Raw genomic sequence first — 22,473 nt, forward strand, 5'->3', positions numbered from 1 at the left:
CTCGCCCTCCCCATTCATTACCCGCATTTTGAGCGTTGCGAACATTTGTTTGCAATTCCGATTTTAGCATCTGCAGTGCTTGCTTCTCAACTTTAAAACAAGAAAGCCGGTACGTAAATCCGCAGATTTACGTACCGGCTCCTAAGCTAAGCATTATGCGTGCTTACTAACATGTTTGCTGTCCAGCGCTTTCCCGCGCTGCTTGGCTAGCCATGGTGCGAGCACCTTGGCGAAGACCAGGAAGACTACAGTGAGGACCACACCCTTGATGAGGTTAAATGGTACGACCCCGACGAGCAAGTACTTGGCCAGACTCATGTGAATGTTAAGACCAAAGGCCGTCATGTACATTGGCATGAGCACGAAGTAATTCAGGATGCTCATGAAAATGGTCAAGACCACCGTGCCACCAAGCAGCGCGCCCAATGCCCGCCGCCAGTTATAGCCATTCCGCAATGCCAGTGCAACTGGCAGAACGAACAGGACACTGGCGAAGAACGCCGCGGTGTCGCCAATCAGGTTAACCACCCCGGCACCCGTCAAGATGAAGTGCAGCAGGCTGCGCACCAAGGCGGTCTCAACGCCGGCACTGAGACCGAACAACAGTACCGCTAGCAGGACGGTTAGGTCACTCAAATCAAGAGTGAGAAACGGAAATGCTGGAATGACGGGTATGGCAAAATTCATGAGAACAAAGCCCAAGGCCGCGAGCACGGCCACCGCTACCAGCTTGTGCAAATTAACACTACGCATAACAAAAACCTCCAGGCGGTTCGCCCCTGGGAAGCTTGCTCGCCGCGTAAACAAAAAACCGTCCCCTGATCAAGAAAACATCAGGGGACGGGCCATTTATCTACACGAAAAATGAGCCTCATCTTCTTCCATCTAGACTTTAACTATCGGTTCCGGAATCACACCGGATCAACCACACGCGTGGGTAGCGGACTGTCACCGCCGGTCGGGAATTACACCCTGCCCTGAAGACGAACCATTTAATTATTTTTTGTAAGTTACCTTACGAATACAGAATACATGAGCCCTTCGCTAAAAGCAACACCCGTGACGAAATAAAAGCGCCACGGCCCGCCACAGTTTATGCAAAACGTCGCGGCACTAAAAAAGCGCCACTACCCAGCTGGGCAGCAACGCTAATCTTAATGTTGAATTCAAAGTAGCTTAGTTGCCGGCCTCACCCTTAAGCGCGTGCACTTCATGGTGGCTGAGCTTACGGTAGTCACCAGGCTGCAGGCCATCCAGTGTCAGCGGTCCAAAGGCCACACGGGACAACTTGAGTACTGGGTAACCAACCGCCTTCAGCATTTTCTTGACCTGGTGGTTGAGCCCCTGGTGAATGGTCAATTCCACAATCGCGGTCTGCTTGGTCCGGTCGCGGGAGAGCACCTTGGCCTTCGCCTTGGCAAGCTTGCGACCTTCAATCGTGATGCCCTGACGCAGCGGCATGAGTTCAACGCCCTGCGGTACACCTTTAACCTTGGCCACGTACTGCTTGTCGATGTTGAACTTCGGATGCATCATCATGTTCGCAAAATCACCATCATTGGTCATGATGAGCGCACCTGAAGTGTCGTAGTCCAGACGGCCAACTGGGTAGAGGCGTTCTTGCACTTCTTCAAAGAAGTCGGTGACCACCTTCCGGCCCTTATCATCAGAGACTGCGGTGATGACGCCACGCGGCTTGTAGAACAAGAAGTACTGCTTCTTCTCACGTGTTAGTGGCACACCGTCAACGCTCACCTTATCTTCAGGCGTCACCTTAACCCCGAGTACACGAACCACGTGGTCGTTCACCGTGACACGGCCTTGCGTAATCATTTCTTCTGCATGCCGCCGCGAAGCCACACCGGCCGCCGCAATCACCTTTTGTAATCGTTCTTCGTTCAATTGTCTTCCTCCGAAGATTCTTCCGTCGCGACGTTGCCGCGATCAAACAGGTCCAGCTGCGCGCCATCACCCGCGGCCGGTAGTTCGTCTAGGTCCGGCAAGTCACTCAACTTGTGCAAGCCGAAGTAATCCAGAAACTGGGGACTGGTGGCGTACATAATTGGCCGCCCCGGCGCATCCATGCGCCCGGCCTCTTGCACCAGTTGGCGCGTCACTAGTGTCTGCAAGGCGCCACTACTCTGCACGCCGCGCACCTGATCCACCTCGATGCGGGTCACCGGCTGCTGGTAAGCAATGATGGCCAGCACCTCGAGGGCCGCCTGGGACAAACCCGTTGACGGCGGGCCCTCAAAGTAGCGCTTGAGCACGGGTGCCAGTTCTGCTTTTGTCAGCAGAAAGTAGCGGTCGTCCGACTCGCGGCAAGTGAGCCCGCGGGTGTCATCCGCGTTCAGATTCTTCATGAACAAATCTAGCTGCTGGCGAACGGCTGTCGGCGCGATGCCCAGAATCTGGCTAAACGCGTTTATGTCCACACCGTCTTCACCGGCGGCGTACAAAATTGCTTCAATTTGGGCGTTCAACTTGCCTGGGCTCCTTCCCGCTGCGTAATCATGAGTTCGCTCATGCTGTCATCCTGCTCACACAGAATTAGGCCGTTCTTGGCCATTTCAAGCAGTGCCAAAAACGTCGTGACGACCTCGCTGACCGTCGGCTGACTCACCAGGTAAAGGAAAGTGCAGCGGTGTTGCGTCCGCAATTGTTCCTCAATCTGACTAATCTTGTCATCCAGTGACACGGTCTCCACTTCGATGTGCCGCACCGCCTGCTCAGTACGCGCAATGCGACTCAGCACCTTTTGCATCGCCGCGCTGAGTTCACGCAACTTCACCGCCCCGGGTGCCAGTGGCGCAACCACGTCATCTGGCGGCAAGGCGGCGGGCTTAGCAAACATCTGACTGCGTTCCTGCTCGCGCTGCCGCAAATCGGCGGCCGCTTCCTGGTAAACCTGATAATTCAGCAATTGCGCCACCAGGTCTGCACGCGGGTCCTCTGGTTCCGTGAACTCATCAACTGGTTCCGGCTCAGGCAACAGCATCCGGCTCTTGAGTGCCATTAGACTTGCGGCCATAACAAAATAATCGCCGGCCACGTCCAGCGCGCGCTCTTGCATACTGTGCAAATACGCGATGTACTGCTCCGTGATTTTGGCGATTGGAATATCGTAAATATCGATTTTATTTTCTTTAATCAGGTGCCAAAGTAAATCCAGTGGCCCCGAAAAATCATTCAGGACTAGGGTTAGTGCCATCACAGTTTTCCTTCGATTGTTCTGCCCACTTCATAATGAGTGGCGTCGTTTCCAGAGAACCCATCAGCTTCTTGCCATTCACACGCTGGGAAAGTTCACTCAGCAAGCGGTTAATGACCGCCTGATTGCGGTACTCTGGTGCTAAATCTAGATGCCGTAGCAGCACGTAATCGTCGCCCAATTCGATTCCGGCCACGCCACAGAAGTTGTTCGTGTCCTCACGGTACATGAACAGCTGGTGGCTTGGATCGGTCGTGTAGAGCTTCAGCTCTGTTTGGAGATTGTGCAGATCTTTCAAATCCTCTTCATAGGAGAGGAAGCCCATCGCAATCTTCTGATAATCATCCTTGTAATTTACCAACATCATTCTCACCCACTTAGACACCAATTTACCATAATCTGCCCGTTGAGGCCACTAAGAAGCACCCTAACCGTGTGGATGGGTCTTGTGGTAGACATCCGCAATGTGGCCATTGGACAGGTGCGTATAAAGCTGCGTGGTGCTAACGTCAGCGTGGCCAAGGATTTCCTGGACCACTCGCAAGTCGGCGCCGTTTTCAAGCAGGCTCGTCGCAAACGAGTGCCGCAAGGTGTGCGGCGTCACGTCCTTATCGATGCCAGCGGCATTGATGTAAACCTTGAGGTTCTTCCAGATTCCCTGCCGTGTTAGCTTGCGGCCGTGGAAGTTGAGAAACACCTCTGCAGGCCGATCCCGTTTCAGCAGCTGAGGCCGCGAGTTGTCCAGATAGCGATTCACCCACTCTTGAGCCTGCATGGTGACGGGCACAAGGCGTTCTTTGTCCCCTTTACCGAGCACCTGAATCAGGTTCATCTGCATGTGCAGCTGACTCATTTTCAAGTTCACCAATTCAGAAACTCGCATCCCAGTTGCATACATCAGTTCAAAAATCGCCCGGTCGCGCAGTCCTAACGGCTTACCAGTATCTGGCACGGCCAGCAGCGCCGCAATTTCATCTTGCGTCAAGACCGTCGGCAAGTGCTTAGCGGGCTTGGGTGAATCAATCAGTTCCATCGGGTTCGTACTGACACGCCCCTGCCGCTGCAAATAACGGTAGAATTTGCGCATTGCCGACTGCTGGCGCGCCATACTGCTGGGGGCCAGCTCAACCGTTTCACTAGCGTAAAAAGTGGTAATTTGTTCACTTTCCGTTGGCACTTCTGCCAGATTTTGCGCATCCATCCAGGCGGCAAAACGCTGCAGATCGCGGCGGTAGGAATCCTGAGTTGCCTGCGACAATCCCCGTTCAACGGCCAGGTAGTGGACAAAATCGTTAATTAAATCATCCATGCCAGCCGTCCTTTCTAATCTTCTGCGTTCAGACCCGCATCCGTTAATTCAATAACACCATCGTGTTGGGTAATATAACGTGCCTTCAGCAAGTGGCCCACGGCGCGCTTGAACGCCCCTTTACTAATATCAAGCTGACTCTTGATGTCTTCAGGCGCACTCTTGTCCGTCAGTCCCAGCTGGTGGTCACGGTTATGCTTCATGATTGCCAGTAGCATTGCTGCATCGTCTCCAATTGCCTCGTAAGCACGTGGCTTCAAGGAGAGGTTCAACTCACCGTCATCACGGATGCCAATAACACGCGCCTGGACTACCTGACCCAAGCGCGGTTCCACATCGCGTTCACTCGGGTGAATGAAGCCAATCTGGTGATCTTCAGTGAAGACGAAGGTTCCGACCTTCTTCAGCTGAAAGGCGGTTGCCGTCACGTTCTTGTTCTTCATGTCGTCACTTGCGCGGCGCGACAGCTGCTGATAGAGACCAGGCTGCGCCAAATCGCCCCACATGCGGTGCTTATTATCAATCTGGAGCCGAATGTTCAAGCGGTCGCCCCGGGTTGGCCACAGGTAGGATTCCAATGGCAACTGGTCCAAGCTAACCACAACGTCCTTATCTTCCAAGCCCACGTCAACGAAGACACCCAAGTCGCGGCGCACCTGCACAACTTCGCAAAAGGTGTACTGTGATTCGCTAATCTTCGGCATCTTGGTCGTGATGCGCGCGTGGTGGTGTTCGTCTTCATAGGCAAAACCGCTCAGCGTGTCGCCGACTGCTGGCGCCTTTTCAAACTCATCGGCGTTGCAAGCCAGGGTCACCCCTGCATACTGCGCAAAAACGCTGGTGTCATTGGTATCTGAGACGACTGCCTCAACAACTTGTCCGTTAAAATCCATCATTAATTCCTCACTTTGTTGTTAACACGTTAAACAGGGTAATGAGCACGTAGGTCATGCCCCCAGCAATAACAGGGCCAGCAGCCACGCCCCGCAAGAAAACCACGCCCGCAATGGTGCCGAGCATCAGCGCAACGGTGATTTGCGGGCTACTGGCAAGTAGTTCCACACCGTGACGGCTGAGCACCGCGACGAGCACGCCACAAATGACGGCGATAATTCCGGCGGGACTTGTGAAAGTCGTGACGACATCCTTCAGCCCAATCTGCTCGGTGGCAATCGGCACCAGGATGGCTGCCGAGATAACGACGACCCCCCAGTTAATCCCCTTCTTGCCCAAGGCATTCAGCGCCGGATGCAACTGTGGAATCAGCTTGAGGACAATCACCACGCCGGCCCCAATCATGAGGGCCTGGTTTTTGGCCAAAAACGCAATCAATGCCACCGCCATTAAAAGTAGCCAGCTCTCCATCGTCTTCCTCCCGTTTAACGAATATGTACGGTAAAGAGCATCTGCTCTTCACCATTATAATGCCGCACCGCAATAGCGCAACATTACAAAAGGGACCCGGCATAATACCGAGTCCCTTCTTATCTAACCTAAATTTAGATTAGAGGGCGTTGGTAGCACCCTTGTAGATGATCCCACGACGGGAGTCAACGGTGATAACCTGGCCATCAGCGATGACGGTTGTTGCGTTCTCGGCACCAACGACAACAGGAATACCCATTGCGATACCAACAACAGCAGCGTGGCTTGTAAGGCCACCAGCTTCAACAACAACGGCTGCAGCCTTTTCGATAGCTGGCAGGTAGTCCTTGTCAGTTGTCTTAACAACAAGGATGTCACCCTTCTGCATCTTAGCAACAGCTTCACCGGCGGTAGCAGCGATAACTGCCTTACCAACGGTGGTCTGGTCGCCAACACCGGAACCGGCGGTCAGCTTGGAGCCAATCATCTGAACCTTCATAACGTTGGTTGTACCAGTTTCACCAACAGGCACACCAGCAGTGATGAGAATCAGGTCGCCTTCTTCAGCAAAGCCGAGGTCGGTAGCCGTCTTGGTCGCAAGTTCGAACATTTCATCAGTAGAAGATGGACGTTCTGCAACTACAGGGTAAACACCCCAGTTGATCATCAAACCGCGACGAGTAATGTCGTCAAAGGTAACGGCAAGAATGTCGGCCTTAGGACGGTACTTGGAGATCATGCGGGCGGTGTAGCCGGAGTTAGTAGCAGCAACGATGGTCTTAACGCCAAGGTTACGAGCCGTGTCAGCAACTGCCTGACCAACAGATTCCGTAACAGACTGGTTAGCAAAACGCTTGAGTGCGTATGCATCCTGATCTGTCATGGCCTTTTCGGTGTATTCGTTGATACGAGCCATAGCTGCAACGGATTCTACAGGGTAGTCACCGTTAGCAGATTCACCGGAAAGCATGGTAGCGTCGGTACCGTCGAATACGGCGTTAGCAACGTCGTTAACTTCGGCACGGGTAGGACGTGGGTTTTCCTGCATGGAGTCAAGCATCTGGGTAGCCGTGATAACTGGCTTGCCAAGTGCGTTGCACTTCTTGATGAGGGACTTCTGAACGAGTGGCACGTGTTCAAAAGGAATTTCAACACCCATGTCACCACGAGCAACCATCAGACCATCGGACACCTTGAGGATGTCATCGATGTTGTTGATACCTTCCTGAGATTCAATCTTAGGGAAGATCTGAACGTATTCAGCGTGCTTTTCTTCGAGCAGTTCGCGGATGTCAAGGACGTCCTGAGGCTTACGAACGAAGGAAGCAGCGATGAACTGGATACCGTTGTCAAGACCGAAACGAATGTCATCGGCATCCTTTTCAGTGATACCAGGCAGGTTGATGGAGACACCAGGTGCGTTAACACCCTTACGGCCGCCAAGGATACCGTCGTTCTGAACCTTGGTAACAAGTTCGCGGTTAGCGTCATCCTTCTCGGTGATGAGAACGTCAATCAGACCATCATCAAAGAGAACGTGACCACCAACGTGCGTGTCATCGTAGAGGCCAGGGTAGGTAACGGCAATCTTGTCCTGGTGGCCGTCAAGGCTGGCATCCATGGAGATACGGAGTACGTCGCCGGTGTGCAATTCGATCTTACCGTTAGGAGTGTCCTGAACAGTAGTCCGGATTTCTGCACCCTTGGTGTCAAGCAGGATACCAACAGTCTTGCCGGTAATCTTTTCAGCTTCGTGCACCATGTTCATACGGGAAAGGTGTTCCTCGTGGTCACCGTGGGAGAAGTTGAAACGGAATACGTTAGCGCCTGATTCAATCAACTTAACGATAATGTCGACTGTGTTACTTGCAGGTCCAAGCGTGCTGACGATCTTGGTCTTTTTCATGAAAGAAAAGCTCCTTTGACTTATTGTGTTTAAAATTTTGTTACCGAAATTAAGTTAGAATGCGAGGTCTTTAGCAACCTTGTAGAGGTCCATGTCTGGCTGGTGCTTGGAATCGAACAGGTCAAGCATGTCGTGGTAGACGAGCTTGTTGTTCTGAATCCCAACGGCCAGACCACCCTTGCCTTCAAGCAGCAGTTCAACGGCGTAGACACCCATGCGGGTAGCCAATACACGGTCGAATGCTGTTGGGGTGCCCCCACGCTGGATGTGACCCAGAGTGGTTGCACGCAGCTGGAAGTCGCCAAAAGGTTCGAGCTTCTTCGCAAATTCAGCGGCGGTCATAACGCCTTCAGCAAGCACGATGATGTTGTGCTTCTGACCACGTGCACGTGCAGACTTAAGCTTTGCGGCAACGTCTTCGATGTTAAAGTCCTTTTCAGGAATGATAACGTCTTCGGCGGCGCCGGCAACGCCAGCCCACATTGCGATGTCACCGGCGTTACGGCCCATGACTTCAACAACAAAGGTGCGTTCGTGGCTGCGTGCGGTATCCCGCAACTTGTCGATGTTGTCGACAGCAGTCTGAAGAGCGGAGTCGAAACCGATGGTGAAGTCGGTAAACGGAATGTCATTGTCGATTGTACCTGGCAGGCCAACAGCGTTAAAGCCGTGTTCCGTCAAGCGGAGGGCACCATGGTAAGAACCATCCCCACCAATCACAACAACTGCGTCAATCCCGAACTTCTTCAACTGTTCGATACCCTTAAGCTGAACAGGTTCTTCAGCGAATTCAGGGAAACGAGCAGAGTAGAGGATTGTACCGCCGCGGTTGATGATGTCATCAGCCGTGCGAGAATCCATCTTGAAGATGTCACCAGCGAGCAACCCGGCATAGCCATAGTTGATCCCGTAAGCTTCAAGGCCTTCGTGTTCTGCCTTACGCGTTACGGCACGCACCGCGGCGTTCATGCCTGGAGCATCCCCACCGCTGGTCATAATACCAATGCGTTTCATTATTTCACCTCACGTGATTTATCGTGGACAAATCCTTTAATTCCACACAAGCATAAGCTTAACACTTTTCAAAAATAAAGTCGCCTAGAATTGGCACATTTTTAACTTGTTCCTCATGTTTACTTTTGTTTGGTAATTGCAACCGCTTCAGACCCGAGGATTTGCTTAAGTTGTGCCTCCAGACTGGCGCTGAGCGTCACCGCGTACTTGCTGGCAAGCAAAATTTTCTGCTCGCCGGACACGATAATTACTGGGACCAGTCCGTGACTGCGCAACAACACTTGCAAGACGTCTCTTTTCATTTTCGCATCCGGATTTGCACCTAGATTCAGAAAGAGACGTTGGTTCAGCGCGGCCGCCACTTCCGTTGCCGGACGCAGGCTTTGGGCAATCAGCTTGCGCTCACCAGTATCCCCGCGCTGGCTTTCTTTACGATCAGGCGTTGCGGCAATCAGGTAAACCTGTCCCCGTTCAATGCCCCGCGCCTGCAGATATTGCTCGGGAAAGACTGTGACTTCGGCCTGACCGCTGCTATCACTGACCGTTAGAAAAGCCATTTTGGCCCCAGTCTTGGTATTAATACCGCGCACGCTGTCAACTAAACCCAGAAAACTGAAGCTGCCAGCAGACTGTTGCCGGTTAATTGGTGTCAGCTGCATTGCCTGCTCGATGACGGTAAATTGCTCAGTCGGGTGCCCCTTGAGGTAAAAGCCCAAGGTTTGCACCTCCTGCTCCAGAACTTCTGCACTAGTCAGGACGCCTTCGTCTAAGCGGGGCCACAACGCCTGCAGCAAACTGCGGTCCCCGCCGGCTAGTTCCGTTGCACTACAAATGCCATCAAGATTACCGAGCAAGGCGCCGCGCGCGTAACCGCCACTGTCGAGCCCGCCCGCAGCAACAAGTGGCCGCAGAATATCGGCCTTGCGCCACTTTGAGTCAAGCCGGAGCAGAAAGTCGGCCGTATCCCGGAAGCGGCCATTTTGCTTGCGCTCTTCAATAATGTCAGCACTCAGGTCGCGGCGCATGCCGTGCACGCTGCCAAAGCCCAAGCGCAAGGCGCCCTTTTCGACGCGCACGCCGCGATTGGAGTGGTTAATATCGGGCGGCAGCAGCTGCAGCCCGGCTTGTTTCACCTCGCCAACAAACAGCGCCGTTTTCTCCGCACTGGCCACGTTCATATTAAGTTGTGCGGCGAAAAACGCTTGCGGCGCGTGCGCCTTGTAGTATGCCAGCCAAAACGCCAACATTCCGTACGCCACCGCGTGACTGCGGTTGAAGCCATAGCCGGCGAAACGTTCAATATCGCTAAAAATACCGGCGGCCGTTTGCTCATCAACGCCGCGTTCAGCCGCACCCGTCATAAACTGCGGCCGCGCCGCGTCAATGACCGCCTGCTTCTTTTTGCTCATCGCCCGCCGCAGGTCATCGGCGGCAGCTAGACTTAAGCCGCCGACGGTACTGGCGACCTGCATCACCTGCTCTTGATAGACGATGATGCCATAGGTTGGTCGCAAAATGGTCGCCATCAGCGGACTAGCATACTGCACGCTGTCGGGATTGTGGCGTCGTTTAGCAAATTCGTCAATATACGCCATTGGCCCCGGTCGGTAGAGTGCGGCCGTGGCAACAACGTCCTCGAAAGATTGCGGCTGCACCTTGCGCAAAACCGCACGCATCGGCCGACTTTCAAATTGAAACACCCCGTTGGTTTCGCCGCGCGCAAATAGCGCCAGCGTTTCGGGATCATCAAGTGGGATGGCAGTCATTGCCGGCAGTTCAATCTTTTGCCCCGCCGCGGTGCGTGCCATCTGGTGCAGCAAGTTCAGGGTACGTAAAGCTAGAATGTCAATTTTCAGTAAGCCGGCCTGCTCCACGCCTTCTTTTGCGACTTGCGTCTGTACGCCAATGCCCACGCTACTGCGCTGTAAGGCCACGGTGTTAGTCAGGTTTCCCGCGGCGAGCACCACCCCAGCAGCGTGCGTCGTAATGGTGCGCGGCAGCCCCTCAATGGCTTGCGCCGCCCGCACAACGGCGGCAACCTGCGCATCATTTCGCACGGCGCGCTGCAGGCTGCCACTCGTCTCAAGCGCACCACCTAAGTTGTCCAGACGTTGCGGCAAGGCCCGGTGCAGCTCGTCCAACTTATAGCGCGGTAATTCGTACGCAGCAGCGGCATCATTGAGCGCTTGTTTAGCGCCAAAGGTACTGAAAGCCATAATTTGCGCCGTGTGTGTTGCCCCGTAGCGTTCATTAATATAAGCCAGGACATCGCCGCGCCGCGTATCCTCCACGTCAATATCAATATCAGGCATCTGATGCCGGTTCGGATTCAGAAACCGTTCAAAAAGCAAGCCGTACTTCAATGGGTCAACAGTTGTAATGCCCAATGTGAAGGCCACGAGCGATCCGGCGGCAGATCCGCGGCCTGGGCCCGTGACGATGCCCCGCTCCTGGCTGGCATGGATAATATCCTGCACAATCAGAAAATAATCATCAAAACCCATCTCGCCAATTACGCCCAGTTCACGATTCAAGCGGTGCTGGTAATCTGCACCCGCGTTGGGTACCAAGTGCGCAAGCCCCGCGGTTGCGAGTTGCCGCAAGTACTCCCCGGTTGTAACGCCCTCCGGCAATGGAAAATGCGGCAGCTGTGGTTCCAATTCAGGGATTCCCACCTGAATGCTGGCAATGAGCTCATCCTGCTCTCTAAGCAGTGCCTCTTGTCCTGCACCTTGCACATAAGTCGCCACTTCATCCGCCGCTGGCAAGTGGTAGTCATCCGCGCTGTCCACCGCCCGCAACTTTTGGCCGTCACGAATTGCCAGCAGCAAGCGACGGCTAGCGGCATCCTCTGGATCAATCTCGCGCACATCACCCAGTGGCACCGCCCGCAAGTGGTGAATTTGCGCAAACCGTGGCAGGTCCCCACTCAGGTCTGCCAAAGGCACCCCCACCACGTACTCAGCGGGTTTGTGCGTCTGTACCTGGCTCACCCAGGCAGCAGCCGCATCACCATCGCCCGCGTTAAAACGCTGCGTCATGGTGCTGTTTTCCGTGCTAATCGCAATGAGACCCGCCAAACTCGGCAAGTCTGCAAGTACCGGCTGATCCGCCAACTGCACCGCAGTGCTAACACGCAGTAATTGCTGGTAACCCGCATAATTTTGGGCAAGTAAAATGAGCTCCTCATCTTGCAGTCGGCACAACATGCCCAGCAAGGGCTTGAGTCCCGCAGCGCGCATCTGTCGGTAAAATGGGATTAAGTTGTAAACCACATTCACGTCTGTCAGTGCCAGCGCACCATACCCGCGTGCCTTCGCCGCAGCGACCAACTGGTCAACCCGGATTGGGCTGCTGAGCAAGCTACCACTGGAAAGGACCCGCAATTGGCTAAATGCCATCGATATCACCTCTGAGTTCATTATATAGGTCGACAGGCGAAAGCACTAGCGGCGACATTTTCTGTAAGCCGTCTTTTTGGCTTTGCCCAAAATGCTGGGACGTGTTAGAATGACGCATAGAAAAGAGGGAATACTATGCGCTACGTAATGACTATTATCTGGGCCGTCATCCTTGGTCAGGTCACTGGCTTCCTCGCCGGCGCGCTGACCCAGACGAGCTACGACCCCCTCGCATCACTTATTTACAGCGTCATCTTCGCGATTATCCTGTTTGTACTTCCGGTTATCATGAAGCACTTTGAAATGGCAGAAGAAACCGCTAAAAAGTAAACAGAACATGTTTGTCGCCCGCTCGGTTACCTGAGCGGGCGTTTTTGTTGTCCGTCAGCGTCAGTCGTGAAACTTTCATCCGTAAGGATGGCTGCTGTGAAAATCGACCGCAGGTCGGGCCTGGGGCGAATTGGCTTCGCAAGCAGGAACTCCGTCAGCGGGGACCGTTTCAGCCGGCTTCGCCGTCTTCCACTGGGGACTTTGCCGCAAAACCAGCGTCAAAGTCCCGCTCCCGATACAATTAACGGTGTACACCCGACGAAAACCACGTCGGGCATACACCGCTAATTGTATTTTCACTGACTTCGTCCCTGCTTGCTACGCCAATTCACCCCAGACCCTAAGTGCATTCACGGGACGATTGTGGTGGTGATTTCAATGTAACGATGAAGCCGCAAATGTCACAATCCGGCATGCTTGAACTATCACAAGATTAGTCAACACTATGGGCAAAGGTTTATCAGTATTAGTCCTGTGTGGCATTGCCTCGTAATTGGGAATAATTCTGTAATTGCCACTCCGTAACGTGTCGGTCACGGAGGTGGCGGTGTGCTTGGGCGAAGCCAGTCGACCTCGCGCTTTAGCGCGTAGAGAGACGGACACCGAAGGGCGCAGGGAACGGAGTCGGGCGAAAAGATGATTGTTTGGAGACAGGACGGCCGCACTTGCCGTCGTGGCTTCACACAATCATCTCGGGAGCGCGGAGTTGACGCTGTTTTTGCGGCAACTCCGCCAGCGGAAGACCGTGACAGCGGGCTGAAGCGGTCCCCGCCCGACGTAGTTCCCGGAGCACAGCCATTTGCACTCATCGCTTCAGCGATGTTAGTGCAATGGACACCGTAGGGCCCAAGCGCACCACCACCGGAGTAGCCGACCCCACCGCCTTGCGGCGGTATGAGAACGGCTTAAAGTGCAGAGCGCACCCTTGCGGGCGCGAACTTACGCTGACGGACAGTAAAAGCCCGGCGACGCTTTTTCAGCGCCGTCGGGCTTTTATCGTTACTTCGTGATGTAGATGTACAAATCAGTGGTGGAGAAGCCGATATCGAACTTCACGCCGTTGCTGGTGATTGTCTTGATCGTTGTCTGCGACTTGCTCTGCCCCTTCGTCTCGGAACTGAACTTCTTCATGACCTTCTGGGTATCAGCACCGACTGAATTACCCAGCAAACCCAGCGTAATTCCGAACTGCTTGGCTTCAGTCTTATTCTTCATGGACTTCACTGGCACGATGACAGCATAACCCATCAGTTTGCCGCTCTTGGTGACGTTCGCCCGTACCTTAACCTTACCGGCCTTCAATACTTGGGTAATCCCTTCGTCAGCAGAAGCTGGCAACTGGGAATCCTTCGTTGCAGTCTTTACCTTAGCCATTGCAGCTTGCACCGTCTGCAGTTGTTTCATCGCGGCCATACGCTGGGCCATCGGCAGTGCTGCCAACTTGGCTTTGGTCATGGTCTGCGCGGACTTAGCCTGTTTCTGCACACTTGCCGGCAGGGCCATCCCGATTACTGCCTGGTTGTACTTGCTTGCAGAATCCTTGTAGTTGCCCAGCGCGGTAGCAGACTTAATTTTGACTGTTTCTTTTTTGCTGCCAACGCTTAACTTCACGTTCTGCTGCTTATCAGTAACGGGCAGCGTAATGGCGAAAGTGCCCCCATTGATCTTGCTTTCGCCCTTGGTGTCACCCGTGCTGTACTTCACGTGGTCGCTACCACTGGCATCGCCCTTCACGACGGCAACCAAACCCTTCTGACCATAACTGGTCTTGGTCGGCTTGAGCTGCTGGCCACAGGCGGCCAGCACCAGGGTCAGGCTGAGTGCTGCGGTAATGCTTGCTAATTTCTTCATCATTGACATCCTTTTTCCAAAATTCTGTGCCTTAGTTTAGCGCCGCAACCCGTCTTGCGCAAGCAAAATGTGACTTCTTGTCACATTTATCACTTTTTCTTACCCTGCGGCCGCACATTTTTGAGGACGGTCATGTTATCAACGAGCAGTTTCTGGATGACCGCGTTAATGGCCAATTGCACCATCGCGTTCTGCACCACCGTGGTGTCCGTTTTGTTGACGCCGGTCAGGACCATCTCGCCGCCAAAGTCTGAGTTCACCTTCTGAATCGCGGCTGTGAAGGTCAAGATGAAGGCATCAAAAGCCTGTTGGGGTTCGCGGTTCACCAGCTGGTAAGAAATCCCTGCGGCAATGGTATCAAGCGCAAAGACAGGCTTCAAAATGGCCACCACGATGACGTTAGCTAGTTGCGCGCGCGAGTACTTCTTTTTCTTGGGCGCGCCAATGATGCCCTTTTTGACGTAGTTGTTAACCATTGTGGGGGTGAGCTCGCCCATCCCCACGGGGGTGATCAGCTCGTTTACGAACTGCACGACTTGATCCATGTACAGGTCAAATTGCGGCAAATCCGTCCAGCGCGGCCAGCTGATGCCAGCAAACTTTTGTAAATAAGCCGTGAAACTTTCATCTTCAGGCATTTTCTTTTCCTCCGTTTTACTTACTTATGGTCATTGTAACACCTTATGACCTAGTTTTCGAAACTAAATGAGAGCACAAAAAATACCAACACGTTAATGTTGGCATTTTTAATTAGTCTTTAGCTTCAGACTTAGTGTTAACCACCTGTTCGCCCTTGTAAAAGCCCTTAGGGGAAACATGGTGAGAAACGCGGTATTCGCCGGTCGTTGCGTCGAAGTGCAAGTTAGGCACATTCAACTTAATGTGGCCGCGGCGCATAGCCTTCTTGGTTTTTGAAGTTCTGCGTGCTGGAACTGCCATGATTGTTAACTCCTTTTTCACTAGGATTTCTTTTTAACTATACATGAATTCTCGCAAAATGCAAGACGTGCACAGTATTCCTAGCAATTTTCAGTGTTTATTTTGCGCTGATGAAACTTATTTTATCATCTTCCAGCGTGACTTGCACGTGTTCTCCGGATTTAACTTGGCCAGCAATGATTTGTTTTGCCAATGGCGTTTCCAATTCGTTCGTGATCACCCGCTGCAGTGGCCGTGCCCCAAAGGCGGGATCATAACCCAATTCAGCCAGTTTACTGAGCGCAGCATCATCGGCGGTCAGGGTAATCTGCTGGTCGGCGAGCCGCTTTTGCAGATTATCGATGTCCTTGACGACAATGTGCTTAATGTCGTCTTGGGTCAGCGGCTTGAACATGATGATGTCATCAATCCGGTTCAGGAATTCCGGCTTGAACTTGGTCTGGATGAGCTTCATAACCGCGTTGCGCGCGTCTGCGCCCTCTCCGGCCTGATTGCCCTGGAGTAACAGTTCGCTACCGAGGTTGGAAGTCATGATGATAATGGTGTTCTTGAAGTCCACGGTGCGGCCCTGTCCATCCGTCAGGCGGCCGTCATCCAGAACTTGCAGCAAAATGTTGAAGACATCTGGGTTGGCCTTTTCAATTTCGTCCAGCAAGACAATGGTGTACGGACTGCGCCGCACGGCCTCGGTCAGCTGGCCACCTTCTTCGTAGCCAATGTAACCAGGGGCAGCCCCAATCAGGCGGGACACGCTCGCCTTTTCCATGTATTCGGACATATCAATACGCACCATGTGCTTATCGGAGTCAAACAGGTCTTCGGCAAGTGCCTTAGCCAGCTCCGTTTTCCCGACCCCCGTGGGGCCAAGAAACATGAAGCTGCCCAGTGGCCGACTCGGATCCTGCAGACCAGCCCGAGAACGCAGCACCGCATCGCTGACCGCCTGTACGGCTTCGTCCTGACCAATCACGCGTTCATGCAGCTTATCCGCCAGCTTCAGCAGCTTCTCGCGTTCACCCTGCACCAGTTTAGCCACCGGAATCCCCGTTTGCTCGCTGACCACAGCGGCGATGCCTTCAGGCGTCACGGATTCCTGAACGAGCCAGTTTTCAGGGCGCTCTTTTTGTTCCATCTGCTTGAGCTCGTCTTCCAGTTGCGGAATGGTGCCGTGCTGCAGGCGCGCGGCCTTTTCCAGGTCGTACTTATCCTGCGCGGTGGCCAAGTCACGCTTGGCGGCTTCAATTTCGGACTTCTTGGCGCTTAACGCGGTTAATTGCGACTTCTCCGATTCCCACTGCGCCTTGAGCCGGCTGGTCTGCTCACGCACGTCGGCCAGTTCAGCTTCGGCCTTGGCTAGCCGCTGCTTGCTGGCATCGTCAGTTTCCTTCTTGAGGGCTTCTTCTTCGATTTCCAGCTGCATCTGTTTACGTTCCGCGATGTCCAACTCGTTAGGCCGTGAATTCATTTCCACGTTGATGTTGGCACTGGCTTCGTCAACTAAGTCAATGGCCTTGTCCGGCAGGAAGCGGTCGGTGATGTAGCGGTTAGAAAGGGTCGCAGCGGTCACAAGTGCGGCGTCGTGAATGCGCACGCCGTGGAAGATTTCAAAGCGTTCCTTGAGTCCCCGCAAAATGCTGATGGTGTCTTCAACGCTCGGTTCCTGCACCAGCACCCGCTGGAAACGACGTTCGAGCGCCTTGTCCTTTTCAATGTTCTCACGGTACTCATCAAGCGTCGTGGCCCCAATCAGGTGCAGCTCACCCCGCGCCAGCATTGGTTTGAGCAAGTTGCCGGCGTCCATGGATCCTTCTGTCTTGCCGGCACCCACAATCGTGTGGATTTCATCGATGAAGAGAATAATCTGCCCTTCCGCCTTCTTCACTTCAGCCAGCACGGCCTTGAGGCGCTCTTCGAATTCACCACGGTACTTAGCTCCGGCAATCAGGCTGCCCATGTCCAGGCTGATGATGGTCTTGTCCTTCAGATTATCAGGGACATCCTGATGCACAATCCGCTGGGCAAGTCCTTCGACAATCGCGGTCTTCCCGACCCCAGGCTCCCCAATGAGCACTGGATTGTTCTTGGTTTTGCGACTCAGAATCCGGATAACATCGCGGATTTCATCATCACGACCGATAATCGGGTCCATTTTGCCACTGCGGGCTTCGGCAACCAGGTCAGTCCCATACTTTTTGAGGCTCTGGTACTGGTTTTCAGCCGTCTGACTCGTCACGTGCTGGCCGCCGCGAATTTTGTTCACGACTGCCGCCAGCTTCTTGCTGTCCACGCCGCCGTCAGTGATGAACTTAGTAATTGGCGAGTACTGCTGCTGCATGAGCGCCAGCACCAGGGTGTCAGTGGCGATAAACTGATCACCCAGCGTTGCGCGCTCCTTGTCGGCGTCCTGCATCAGGTGGGCTAAGTTCTGACTCATGTTCTGACCGTAGTTCGCAACACCTTCGACAACCGACACCTTGTCCAGCGCGTCGTCAACGACTTTATTCAAGCCGGGCACGTCAACGCCGGCCTGTTCGTAAATTTGCTGGGTCAGCTCACCCGGCGTGAGCAGTGCCTTCCAGAGGTGCGGCACATCAATGTCTTGGTGGTGGCGGGTCTGCGCAATCTGCTGCGCAGCGCCCAATGCTTCTGTTACTGCCTGCGTCATTTTTTCTGGATTCATCTACTCGTCTCCCTGTCTGTCGCTGCTTGGCGGCTAATTGATAAGATAAGTATACCGCCATTGGTCAATAATGGTCAAAGATAAAATATTAAACAAAAGGGAAAGAATGTCACCATCTTTCCCAATGCGCTTAATGATGTTGCTCAAGGCTGCGCCGCCGCATTGCCAGCACAAAGTCTAAGGCGACATTACAGAAATTGCCCAGTGCAATCCCGCCCAGCAGCCAATCGTTGGCGTTGAGCACGGCTAGGTAGACGAACAGCCCCGTGGCAACCAAGCCCACCACACTGTCGCTGAGCATGTTACGGTCATCTTGAGTTCGCCAAGTACGTAGCGATTTAGCTGCGTTGTTGATACACATCCCCCAGAACACTAATAGAACCGCACCCTTAAGCCAAACGTTGTTCGTGGCGAACGCCGCTATGAGTAGCGCTACTACCACTAGGTAGTACGCGAGCAAAGGATGTTTCATCAATGACTGCATGCTAAACCCATTCATCATGTGCCTCCAAAATAGCGCCTTAACCCAACTTGCTAATTCCGCAGCCACGCCGCGTCTCCAGCAAGCCCTTTCATTGCAATTATTATACCACCAGCACACATGCGGCCGCTCCGTCTTTAGCCCGATGGTCTCAAAAAATACCGACTCAAACGACAAAAAACGACGACCACCAGCACCTTCTCAGTGCCGTGGGTCGTCGTTTGTGTTGAATCTATTCCTGAGCGTCAGCCAAGGTTTCTTGCCCTGCCTGCAGTTCATACATGTCGTAGTAACGGCCATGTTGCGCCAGGAGTTCTTCATGGGTCCCGCGTTCAACAATCCGCCCAGCATCCAAGACCAGAATGAGGTTGGCATCCTTAATCGTGGACAGGCGGTGCGCAATCGCGATGGTCGTGCGCCCAGCACGCAGGCGGCGCAAGCCTTCCTGAATTAGGTTTTCGGTTTCGGTATCAATGTTCGCCGTCGCTTCATCAAGCACCAGCATTTTGGGCTCGGTAACGACCGTCCGTGCGAACGAAATCAGTTGGCGCTCGCCGGAGCTGAACTGACTACCGCCTTCAATGACGCGGGCGTGATACTTGCCGTCCAACTTCTCAATGAAATTGTCCGCTTGGACAAACTTGGCCGCGGCTTCGACCTGTTCATCGGTGATGTCCTCGTTGAACAGGCGGATGTTGCTGGCGACATCCCCGTAAAACATGAAGGAATCCTGAAGCACCAGCCCCAGTTTACGGCGCAATTCAGCCATTGGGTACTCGCGAATGTCCACGTCGTCAATCAGAATCTGGCCCTCGCCGAATTCGTAGAAACGCATGAGCACGTTGATGATCGAGCTCTTCCCGCTCCCGGTGTGGCCAACGAGCGCCACCGTCTCACCCGGGTTCGCAACGAAACTAATGTCGTTTAAGATGCGGTGCACGCCATCATAGGCGAAGCTGACGTGACGGAACTCAATTTTGCCCTGCGTCACCGTGGCACTGGCCCCCTCGTTCTGGGCCGGCGCGTACTCCTGGTTGTCCAAAATCCGGAACATGCGGCTCCCCGCAACCACCCCATCTTGCAGGAAGGTCAGGTTATCCATCATGTTCGTCATTGGGTTGAAGAAGTTGGCCACGTAGGTTGTGAACGCGTAAACCATCCCAGCCTCAACGAAGCTGTGCATACTCATCAGGCCAAAAGCCGCCAGCACAACGACCAGCGCGAGGCTGTAGAGTAAGTTGATCATTGACCCCAACAGCAGTGAGTTCGTGCGGATCATGGCCTTACGACTACGCAGGTAATCGTCGTTAGTGGCTTCAAACTCATCACTAATGCGCTTTTCCTGTCGGAACTGCTGGATAATGCTGATACCTTCGATGGATTCGTTCAGCTTGGTGTTCAGTTCGGACAACTTCTCCCGCATGCGCCGGTACACTTTACTGGAGTAGTGGTTGTAGTACCACACCACAAAGGCTAGTACCGGCGTAAACGCCAGCACCATCAGCGCAATTTTGGGTGCCCACTTGAGCATCACGACAAAAGACGACACCAGAGAGAACATCCCTACCAGGATTGTTAGCCACACGTTCCAAAAATCGGCCATGGTCGAGGTATCGTTGGTCACCCGCGACACGATGGAACCGGCGGGCGTCTGGTCAAAGTAGCGCATGCCCAGCGTCTCCAGCTTACCGAACAACTGCCGGCGGGCATCTTCCAGCCCGCGCTCACTGCCCATTTGGAAAGCAAACGACTGCACAAATTGAGACAAGGCTTTGAGGATGGTACCGCCCGCGTACAAGGTCGCAATGCTTAGAATGATTGCGGTCGTGGCACTCTGCTTGGCCAAATACTTATCCATGTACTCTTGCAGAACAAAAGGCAAAGCGATGTTCATCGCGGCCAATCCGGCCGCCCCGATAATGGCACCAATGAACTGCTTCTTGTACGGCTTGGCGTAACGCATCAGCCGCCCCATGATTTTAATCTGGTCCTTAACGGAGATGCTCTGGGCCCAAGCTGATTGATATTCCTTGGCCATCTTACTCACCGTCCTTTCCGCTCGTTTTGTCGAGTTTGCCTTCCAGTTGCTGGAGGTGCCACATCTCGGCGTACCAGCCATTGAGGGCAAGCAATTCGTCGTGGGTGCCGCGTTCAATGATGCGCCCGTTTTCGAGCACAATAATCTCGTCGGCATGCATCACCGAACTCAAACGGTGTGCCGCGATAATCGTCGTCTTGTCGGCCCGTTCTTGTTTCAAATTCTCCAGAATTTCTTCTTCAGTACGGGCATCAACGGCGGACAGTGCATCATCCAAGATGAGCAGTTCCGGGCCGTTAATCACGGCGCGCGCAATGGCGAGACGTTGCTTCTGCCCTCCGGACAGGCTGACCCCGCGCTCACCGACGGCCGTGTTATAGCCCTCAGGAAAGCCCAAAATGTCATCGTGGACGGCGGACTCAGATGCCGCGTGCTCCACTTCATTTTGCGACTTGCCATAAGCACTGAAGCGAATGTTGTTCGCCACGGTCGTTGAGAATAGGAAGTTATCCTGTGGCACGTAGCCAATCGAATCCAGCAGGGCATCAAGGGAGTATTCCTTGATGTCGTGACCGCCGAACTCAATCGTGCCCTTGTAATTATCGAATTCGCGCAGCAAAAGCTTGAAGATGGTACTCTTGCCGGCCCCAACGCGCCCAACAATCCCGAGCGTTTTACCCGCCGGAATCGTAAAGTGCACGTCGACCAGCGCCGCGGTCTCATCGCCAGGGTAGCTAAACTGGTTCACGGCGTAGCGCAGATCACCGTGTGCTGGTTCCCGAATCGGTTCCGCCAGTTCAACGATACTGCTCTTTTCGGCCAGCAATTCCGCAACGCGGTCGTAAGAAGCATTCCCGCGTTCCAGGATGTTAAACAGCCGGCCAATGGCAAACATCGGCCACACCAGCGCCGCCACGTAGGCCACAAAGGAGACCAACTGCCCGATGGTAATCTGGTTGCTGACGACCAGGTGGCCACCATACACAATGGTAATCACGTAGGTCAGGCCCATAATTAGACTAGTGACGGGATCAAATAGCGAGTCAATAAAGTTCACCCGCCGGTTAATCAGGATGGTGTTGTCAACAATCTTGTCAAAGTCCGCGGCGTCTTCCTTCTCCTGGCCAAAAGTCTTGACGACTTTCACCCCAGAGACGGATTCCTGCGTTTTATCATTCAGCCGTGAGAACGCCGCCTGCGCAGCCCCAAAGGCTGTATGCAAACGCCGGCCCAACTTGCGGGCCATCACCGCCAGCAGCGGCATTGGCAAAATAGCAAAAACAGTCAGGCGCCAGTCAATCAGGGTGATCATCGCAACCAGCGTGGTTCCCCCAGTGATAATGGAATCAAATAAGGTCAGCACGCCGGCACCCGCCACGTTTTGCACGGCGTTCAGGTCATTGGTGGCGTGTGCCATCAGGTCCCCGGTGCGGTGCCGCTGATAGAAGGTGGCGTCCATCTTCATGAAGTGCCAGAAAAGGCGTGTCCGTAAGGTGCGTTCAAGCAAGGCGGCCCCACCCCAAATCTGCGTCCGCCAGGCAAAGCGGAACAAGTATTGGGCTACACCCGCTAGGAGCATCAGCGCCAGCCAAATGACCAACTTGTGTGCCGTCACGGTGTGCTTATCCATGGCGTCAACCATGGTCCCGATAATTTTTGGCGGAATCAGGTTAACAAGCGCGACCAGAAACAGCGCGACGACCCCCACCATGTAGCGGCGTTTCTCCTGTTTGAAGTACCAGCCAAGCTTTCTAAAAATCCCCATATGTTCACGTCCTTTCTAACATTACGATAAGGAAAACCTCCTGCAATACTAGCCACTTCTTAATACTTTTGCAAGCTTTTCGCTTAAAAAGCGGACAAATCCACGCTTTTGCTGTCCGTCAGCGTAAGTGTTGAAACTTTCAATCAAATCATCCGCAAGGATGAAAATAGTGGTTAGACCGAA

At 53.8% G+C, this 22,473-nt stretch carries 19 protein-coding genes and 1 riboswitch; of the genes, 1 reads left to right on the plus strand and 18 read right to left on the minus strand.

Annotated features, from left to right (window positions below):
- Positions 1 to 153: 153 nt before the first annotated feature.
- From EKM97_RS02715 to EKM97_RS02765, 11 genes are all read right to left on the minus strand, one after another.
- Positions 154 to 753, minus strand: coding sequence for an ECF transporter S component (locus EKM97_RS02715; protein WP_125570744.1), 600 nt, complete (start codon positions 751 to 753; stop codon positions 154 to 156).
- Positions 754 to 869: 116 nt separating this feature from the next.
- A riboswitch (FMN riboswitch) is annotated at positions 870 to 989 on the minus strand.
- A 187-nt stretch (positions 990 to 1,176) separates the two neighbouring features.
- Complete coding sequence (locus EKM97_RS02720) at positions 1,177 to 1,902, minus strand: pseudouridine synthase (RefSeq protein WP_125570745.1); 726 nt, start codon at positions 1,900 to 1,902, stop codon at positions 1,177 to 1,179.
- Positions 1,899 to 2,483: an SMC-Scp complex subunit ScpB gene (scpB, locus tag EKM97_RS02725; protein ID WP_125570746.1), complete on the minus strand. Its 585-nt coding sequence runs from the start codon at positions 2,481 to 2,483 to the stop codon at positions 1,899 to 1,901. The genes EKM97_RS02720 and scpB overlap by 4 nt, the downstream gene beginning before the upstream one ends.
- Positions 2,480 to 3,211: a segregation and condensation protein A gene (locus tag EKM97_RS02730; RefSeq protein WP_125570747.1), complete on the minus strand. Its 732-nt coding sequence runs from the start codon at positions 3,209 to 3,211 to the stop codon at positions 2,480 to 2,482. The genes scpB and EKM97_RS02730 overlap by 4 nt, the downstream gene beginning before the upstream one ends.
- The gene (locus tag EKM97_RS02735; protein WP_164507410.1) at positions 3,186 to 3,578 is read right to left on the minus strand and encodes a GNAT family N-acetyltransferase; all 393 of its coding nucleotides are present in this window, start codon (positions 3,576 to 3,578) and stop codon (positions 3,186 to 3,188) included. Before EKM97_RS02735 ends, EKM97_RS02730 begins: the two co-directional genes overlap by 26 nt.
- Before the next feature lie 60 nt (positions 3,579 to 3,638).
- Complete coding sequence (xerD, locus tag EKM97_RS02740; protein ID WP_125570748.1) at positions 3,639 to 4,520, minus strand: site-specific tyrosine recombinase XerD; 882 nt, start codon at positions 4,518 to 4,520, stop codon at positions 3,639 to 3,641.
- Positions 4,521 to 4,534: 14 nt separating this feature from the next.
- Positions 4,535 to 5,413 carry a S1-like domain-containing RNA-binding protein gene (locus EKM97_RS02745; protein ID WP_125570763.1) on the minus strand — a complete coding sequence of 293 codons (879 nt, stop codon included), beginning with the start codon at positions 5,411 to 5,413 and terminating at the stop codon, positions 4,535 to 4,537.
- Positions 5,414 to 5,423: 10 nt separating this feature from the next.
- Positions 5,424 to 5,885, minus strand: a complete 462-nt coding sequence (locus tag EKM97_RS02750; protein ID WP_125570749.1) for a DUF441 domain-containing protein — start codon at positions 5,883 to 5,885, stop codon at positions 5,424 to 5,426.
- Between the two features lie 139 nt (positions 5,886 to 6,024).
- Positions 6,025 to 7,791 carry a pyruvate kinase gene (pyk, locus tag EKM97_RS02755; RefSeq protein WP_125570750.1) on the minus strand — a complete coding sequence of 589 codons (1,767 nt, stop codon included), beginning with the start codon at positions 7,789 to 7,791 and terminating at the stop codon, positions 6,025 to 6,027.
- A 54-nt stretch (positions 7,792 to 7,845) separates the two neighbouring features.
- Positions 7,846 to 8,805 (minus strand): 6-phosphofructokinase, encoded by a 960-nt coding sequence (gene pfkA, locus EKM97_RS02760; RefSeq protein WP_125570751.1) that lies wholly within the window; start codon positions 8,803 to 8,805, stop codon positions 7,846 to 7,848.
- A 119-nt stretch (positions 8,806 to 8,924) separates the two neighbouring features.
- Positions 8,925 to 12,206, minus strand: coding sequence for a DNA polymerase III subunit alpha (locus tag EKM97_RS02765; RefSeq protein ID WP_164507411.1), 3,282 nt, complete (start codon positions 12,204 to 12,206; stop codon positions 8,925 to 8,927).
- A 135-nt stretch (positions 12,207 to 12,341) separates the two neighbouring features.
- Here EKM97_RS02765 and EKM97_RS02770 point away from each other — a divergent pair, with 135 nt between their 5' ends.
- On the plus strand, positions 12,342 to 12,536 hold the full coding sequence (locus EKM97_RS02770; RefSeq protein WP_125570753.1) for a YjzD family protein: 195 nt from the start codon (positions 12,342 to 12,344) through the stop codon (positions 12,534 to 12,536).
- A gap of 999 nt (positions 12,537 to 13,535) precedes the next feature.
- On the opposite strand, the gene EKM97_RS02775 is transcribed toward EKM97_RS02770, so the two are convergent.
- From EKM97_RS02775 to EKM97_RS02805, 7 genes are all read right to left on the minus strand, one after another.
- Positions 13,536 to 14,390, minus strand: coding sequence for a hypothetical protein (locus tag EKM97_RS02775; protein WP_125570754.1), 855 nt, complete (start codon positions 14,388 to 14,390; stop codon positions 13,536 to 13,538).
- Between the two features lie 86 nt (positions 14,391 to 14,476).
- Positions 14,477 to 15,025, minus strand: coding sequence for a DUF1836 domain-containing protein (locus EKM97_RS02780; RefSeq protein WP_125570755.1), 549 nt, complete (start codon positions 15,023 to 15,025; stop codon positions 14,477 to 14,479).
- Between the two features lie 112 nt (positions 15,026 to 15,137).
- Positions 15,138 to 15,326 (minus strand): 50S ribosomal protein L32, encoded by a 189-nt coding sequence (gene rpmF / locus EKM97_RS02785; RefSeq protein WP_125570756.1) that lies wholly within the window; start codon positions 15,324 to 15,326, stop codon positions 15,138 to 15,140.
- Positions 15,327 to 15,423: 97 nt separating this feature from the next.
- Entirely contained in the window at positions 15,424 to 18,006 is a 2,583-nt protein-coding gene (gene clpB / locus EKM97_RS02790) for an ATP-dependent chaperone ClpB (protein ID WP_125570757.1), read from the minus strand.
- A 130-nt stretch (positions 18,007 to 18,136) separates the two neighbouring features.
- Positions 18,137 to 18,508, minus strand: a complete 372-nt coding sequence (locus EKM97_RS02795) for a hypothetical protein (protein WP_125570758.1) — start codon at positions 18,506 to 18,508, stop codon at positions 18,137 to 18,139.
- Positions 18,509 to 18,719: 211 nt separating this feature from the next.
- Positions 18,720 to 20,525, minus strand: coding sequence for an ABC transporter ATP-binding protein (locus tag EKM97_RS02800; RefSeq protein ID WP_125570759.1), 1,806 nt, complete (start codon positions 20,523 to 20,525; stop codon positions 18,720 to 18,722).
- Position 20,526: 1 nt separating this feature from the next.
- Positions 20,527 to 22,290: an ABC transporter ATP-binding protein gene (locus EKM97_RS02805; protein WP_125570760.1), complete on the minus strand. Its 1,764-nt coding sequence runs from the start codon at positions 22,288 to 22,290 to the stop codon at positions 20,527 to 20,529.
- Positions 22,291 to 22,473: the final 183 nt, after the last annotated feature.

The organism is Lacticaseibacillus songhuajiangensis (assembly GCF_003946025.1).
GTDB classification, from domain to species: domain Bacteria; phylum Bacillota; class Bacilli; order Lactobacillales; family Lactobacillaceae; genus Lacticaseibacillus; species Lacticaseibacillus songhuajiangensis.

Excerpts from the sequence above, each read along its gene's own strand:
- pyk (WP_125570750.1), bottom strand. The coding sequence starts at position 7,791 with ATGAAAAAGACCAAGATCGTCAGCACGCTTGGACCTGCAAGTAACACA.
- rpmF (WP_125570756.1), bottom strand. The coding sequence starts at position 15,326 with ATGGCAGTTCCAGCACGCAGAACTTCAAAAACCAAGAAGGCTATGCGC.
- EKM97_RS02795 (WP_125570758.1), bottom strand. The coding sequence starts at position 18,508 with ATGATGAATGGGTTTAGCATGCAGTCATTGATGAAACATCCTTTGCTC.
- xerD (WP_125570748.1), bottom strand. The coding sequence starts at position 4,520 with ATGGATGATTTAATTAACGATTTTGTCCACTACCTGGCCGTTGAACGG.
- EKM97_RS02765 (WP_164507411.1), bottom strand. The coding sequence starts at position 12,206 with ATGGCATTTAGCCAATTGCGGGTCCTTTCCAGTGGTAGCTTGCTCAGC.
- pfkA (WP_125570751.1), bottom strand. The coding sequence starts at position 8,805 with ATGAAACGCATTGGTATTATGACCAGCGGTGGGGATGCTCCAGGCATG.
- EKM97_RS02800 (WP_125570759.1), bottom strand. The coding sequence starts at position 20,525 with ATGGCCAAGGAATATCAATCAGCTTGGGCCCAGAGCATCTCCGTTAAG.
- EKM97_RS02780 (WP_125570755.1), bottom strand. The coding sequence starts at position 15,025 with ATGCCTGAAGATGAAAGTTTCACGGCTTATTTACAAAAGTTTGCTGGC.
- EKM97_RS02775 (WP_125570754.1), bottom strand. The coding sequence starts at position 14,390 with ATGATGAAGAAATTAGCAAGCATTACCGCAGCACTCAGCCTGACCCTG.
- EKM97_RS02735 (WP_164507410.1), bottom strand. The coding sequence starts at position 3,578 with ATGATGTTGGTAAATTACAAGGATGATTATCAGAAGATTGCGATGGGC.
- EKM97_RS02770 (WP_125570753.1), top strand. The coding sequence starts at position 12,342 with ATGCGCTACGTAATGACTATTATCTGGGCCGTCATCCTTGGTCAGGTC.
- clpB (WP_125570757.1), bottom strand. The coding sequence starts at position 18,006 with ATGAATCCAGAAAAAATGACGCAGGCAGTAACAGAAGCATTGGGCGCT.
- EKM97_RS02745 (WP_125570763.1), bottom strand. The coding sequence starts at position 5,413 with ATGGATTTTAACGGACAAGTTGTTGAGGCAGTCGTCTCAGATACCAAT.
- EKM97_RS02715 (WP_125570744.1), bottom strand. The coding sequence starts at position 753 with ATGCGTAGTGTTAATTTGCACAAGCTGGTAGCGGTGGCCGTGCTCGCG.
- EKM97_RS02805 (WP_125570760.1), bottom strand. The coding sequence starts at position 22,290 with ATGGGGATTTTTAGAAAGCTTGGCTGGTACTTCAAACAGGAGAAACGC.
- EKM97_RS02730 (WP_125570747.1), bottom strand. The coding sequence starts at position 3,211 with ATGGCACTAACCCTAGTCCTGAATGATTTTTCGGGGCCACTGGATTTA.
- EKM97_RS02750 (WP_125570749.1), bottom strand. The coding sequence starts at position 5,885 with ATGGAGAGCTGGCTACTTTTAATGGCGGTGGCATTGATTGCGTTTTTG.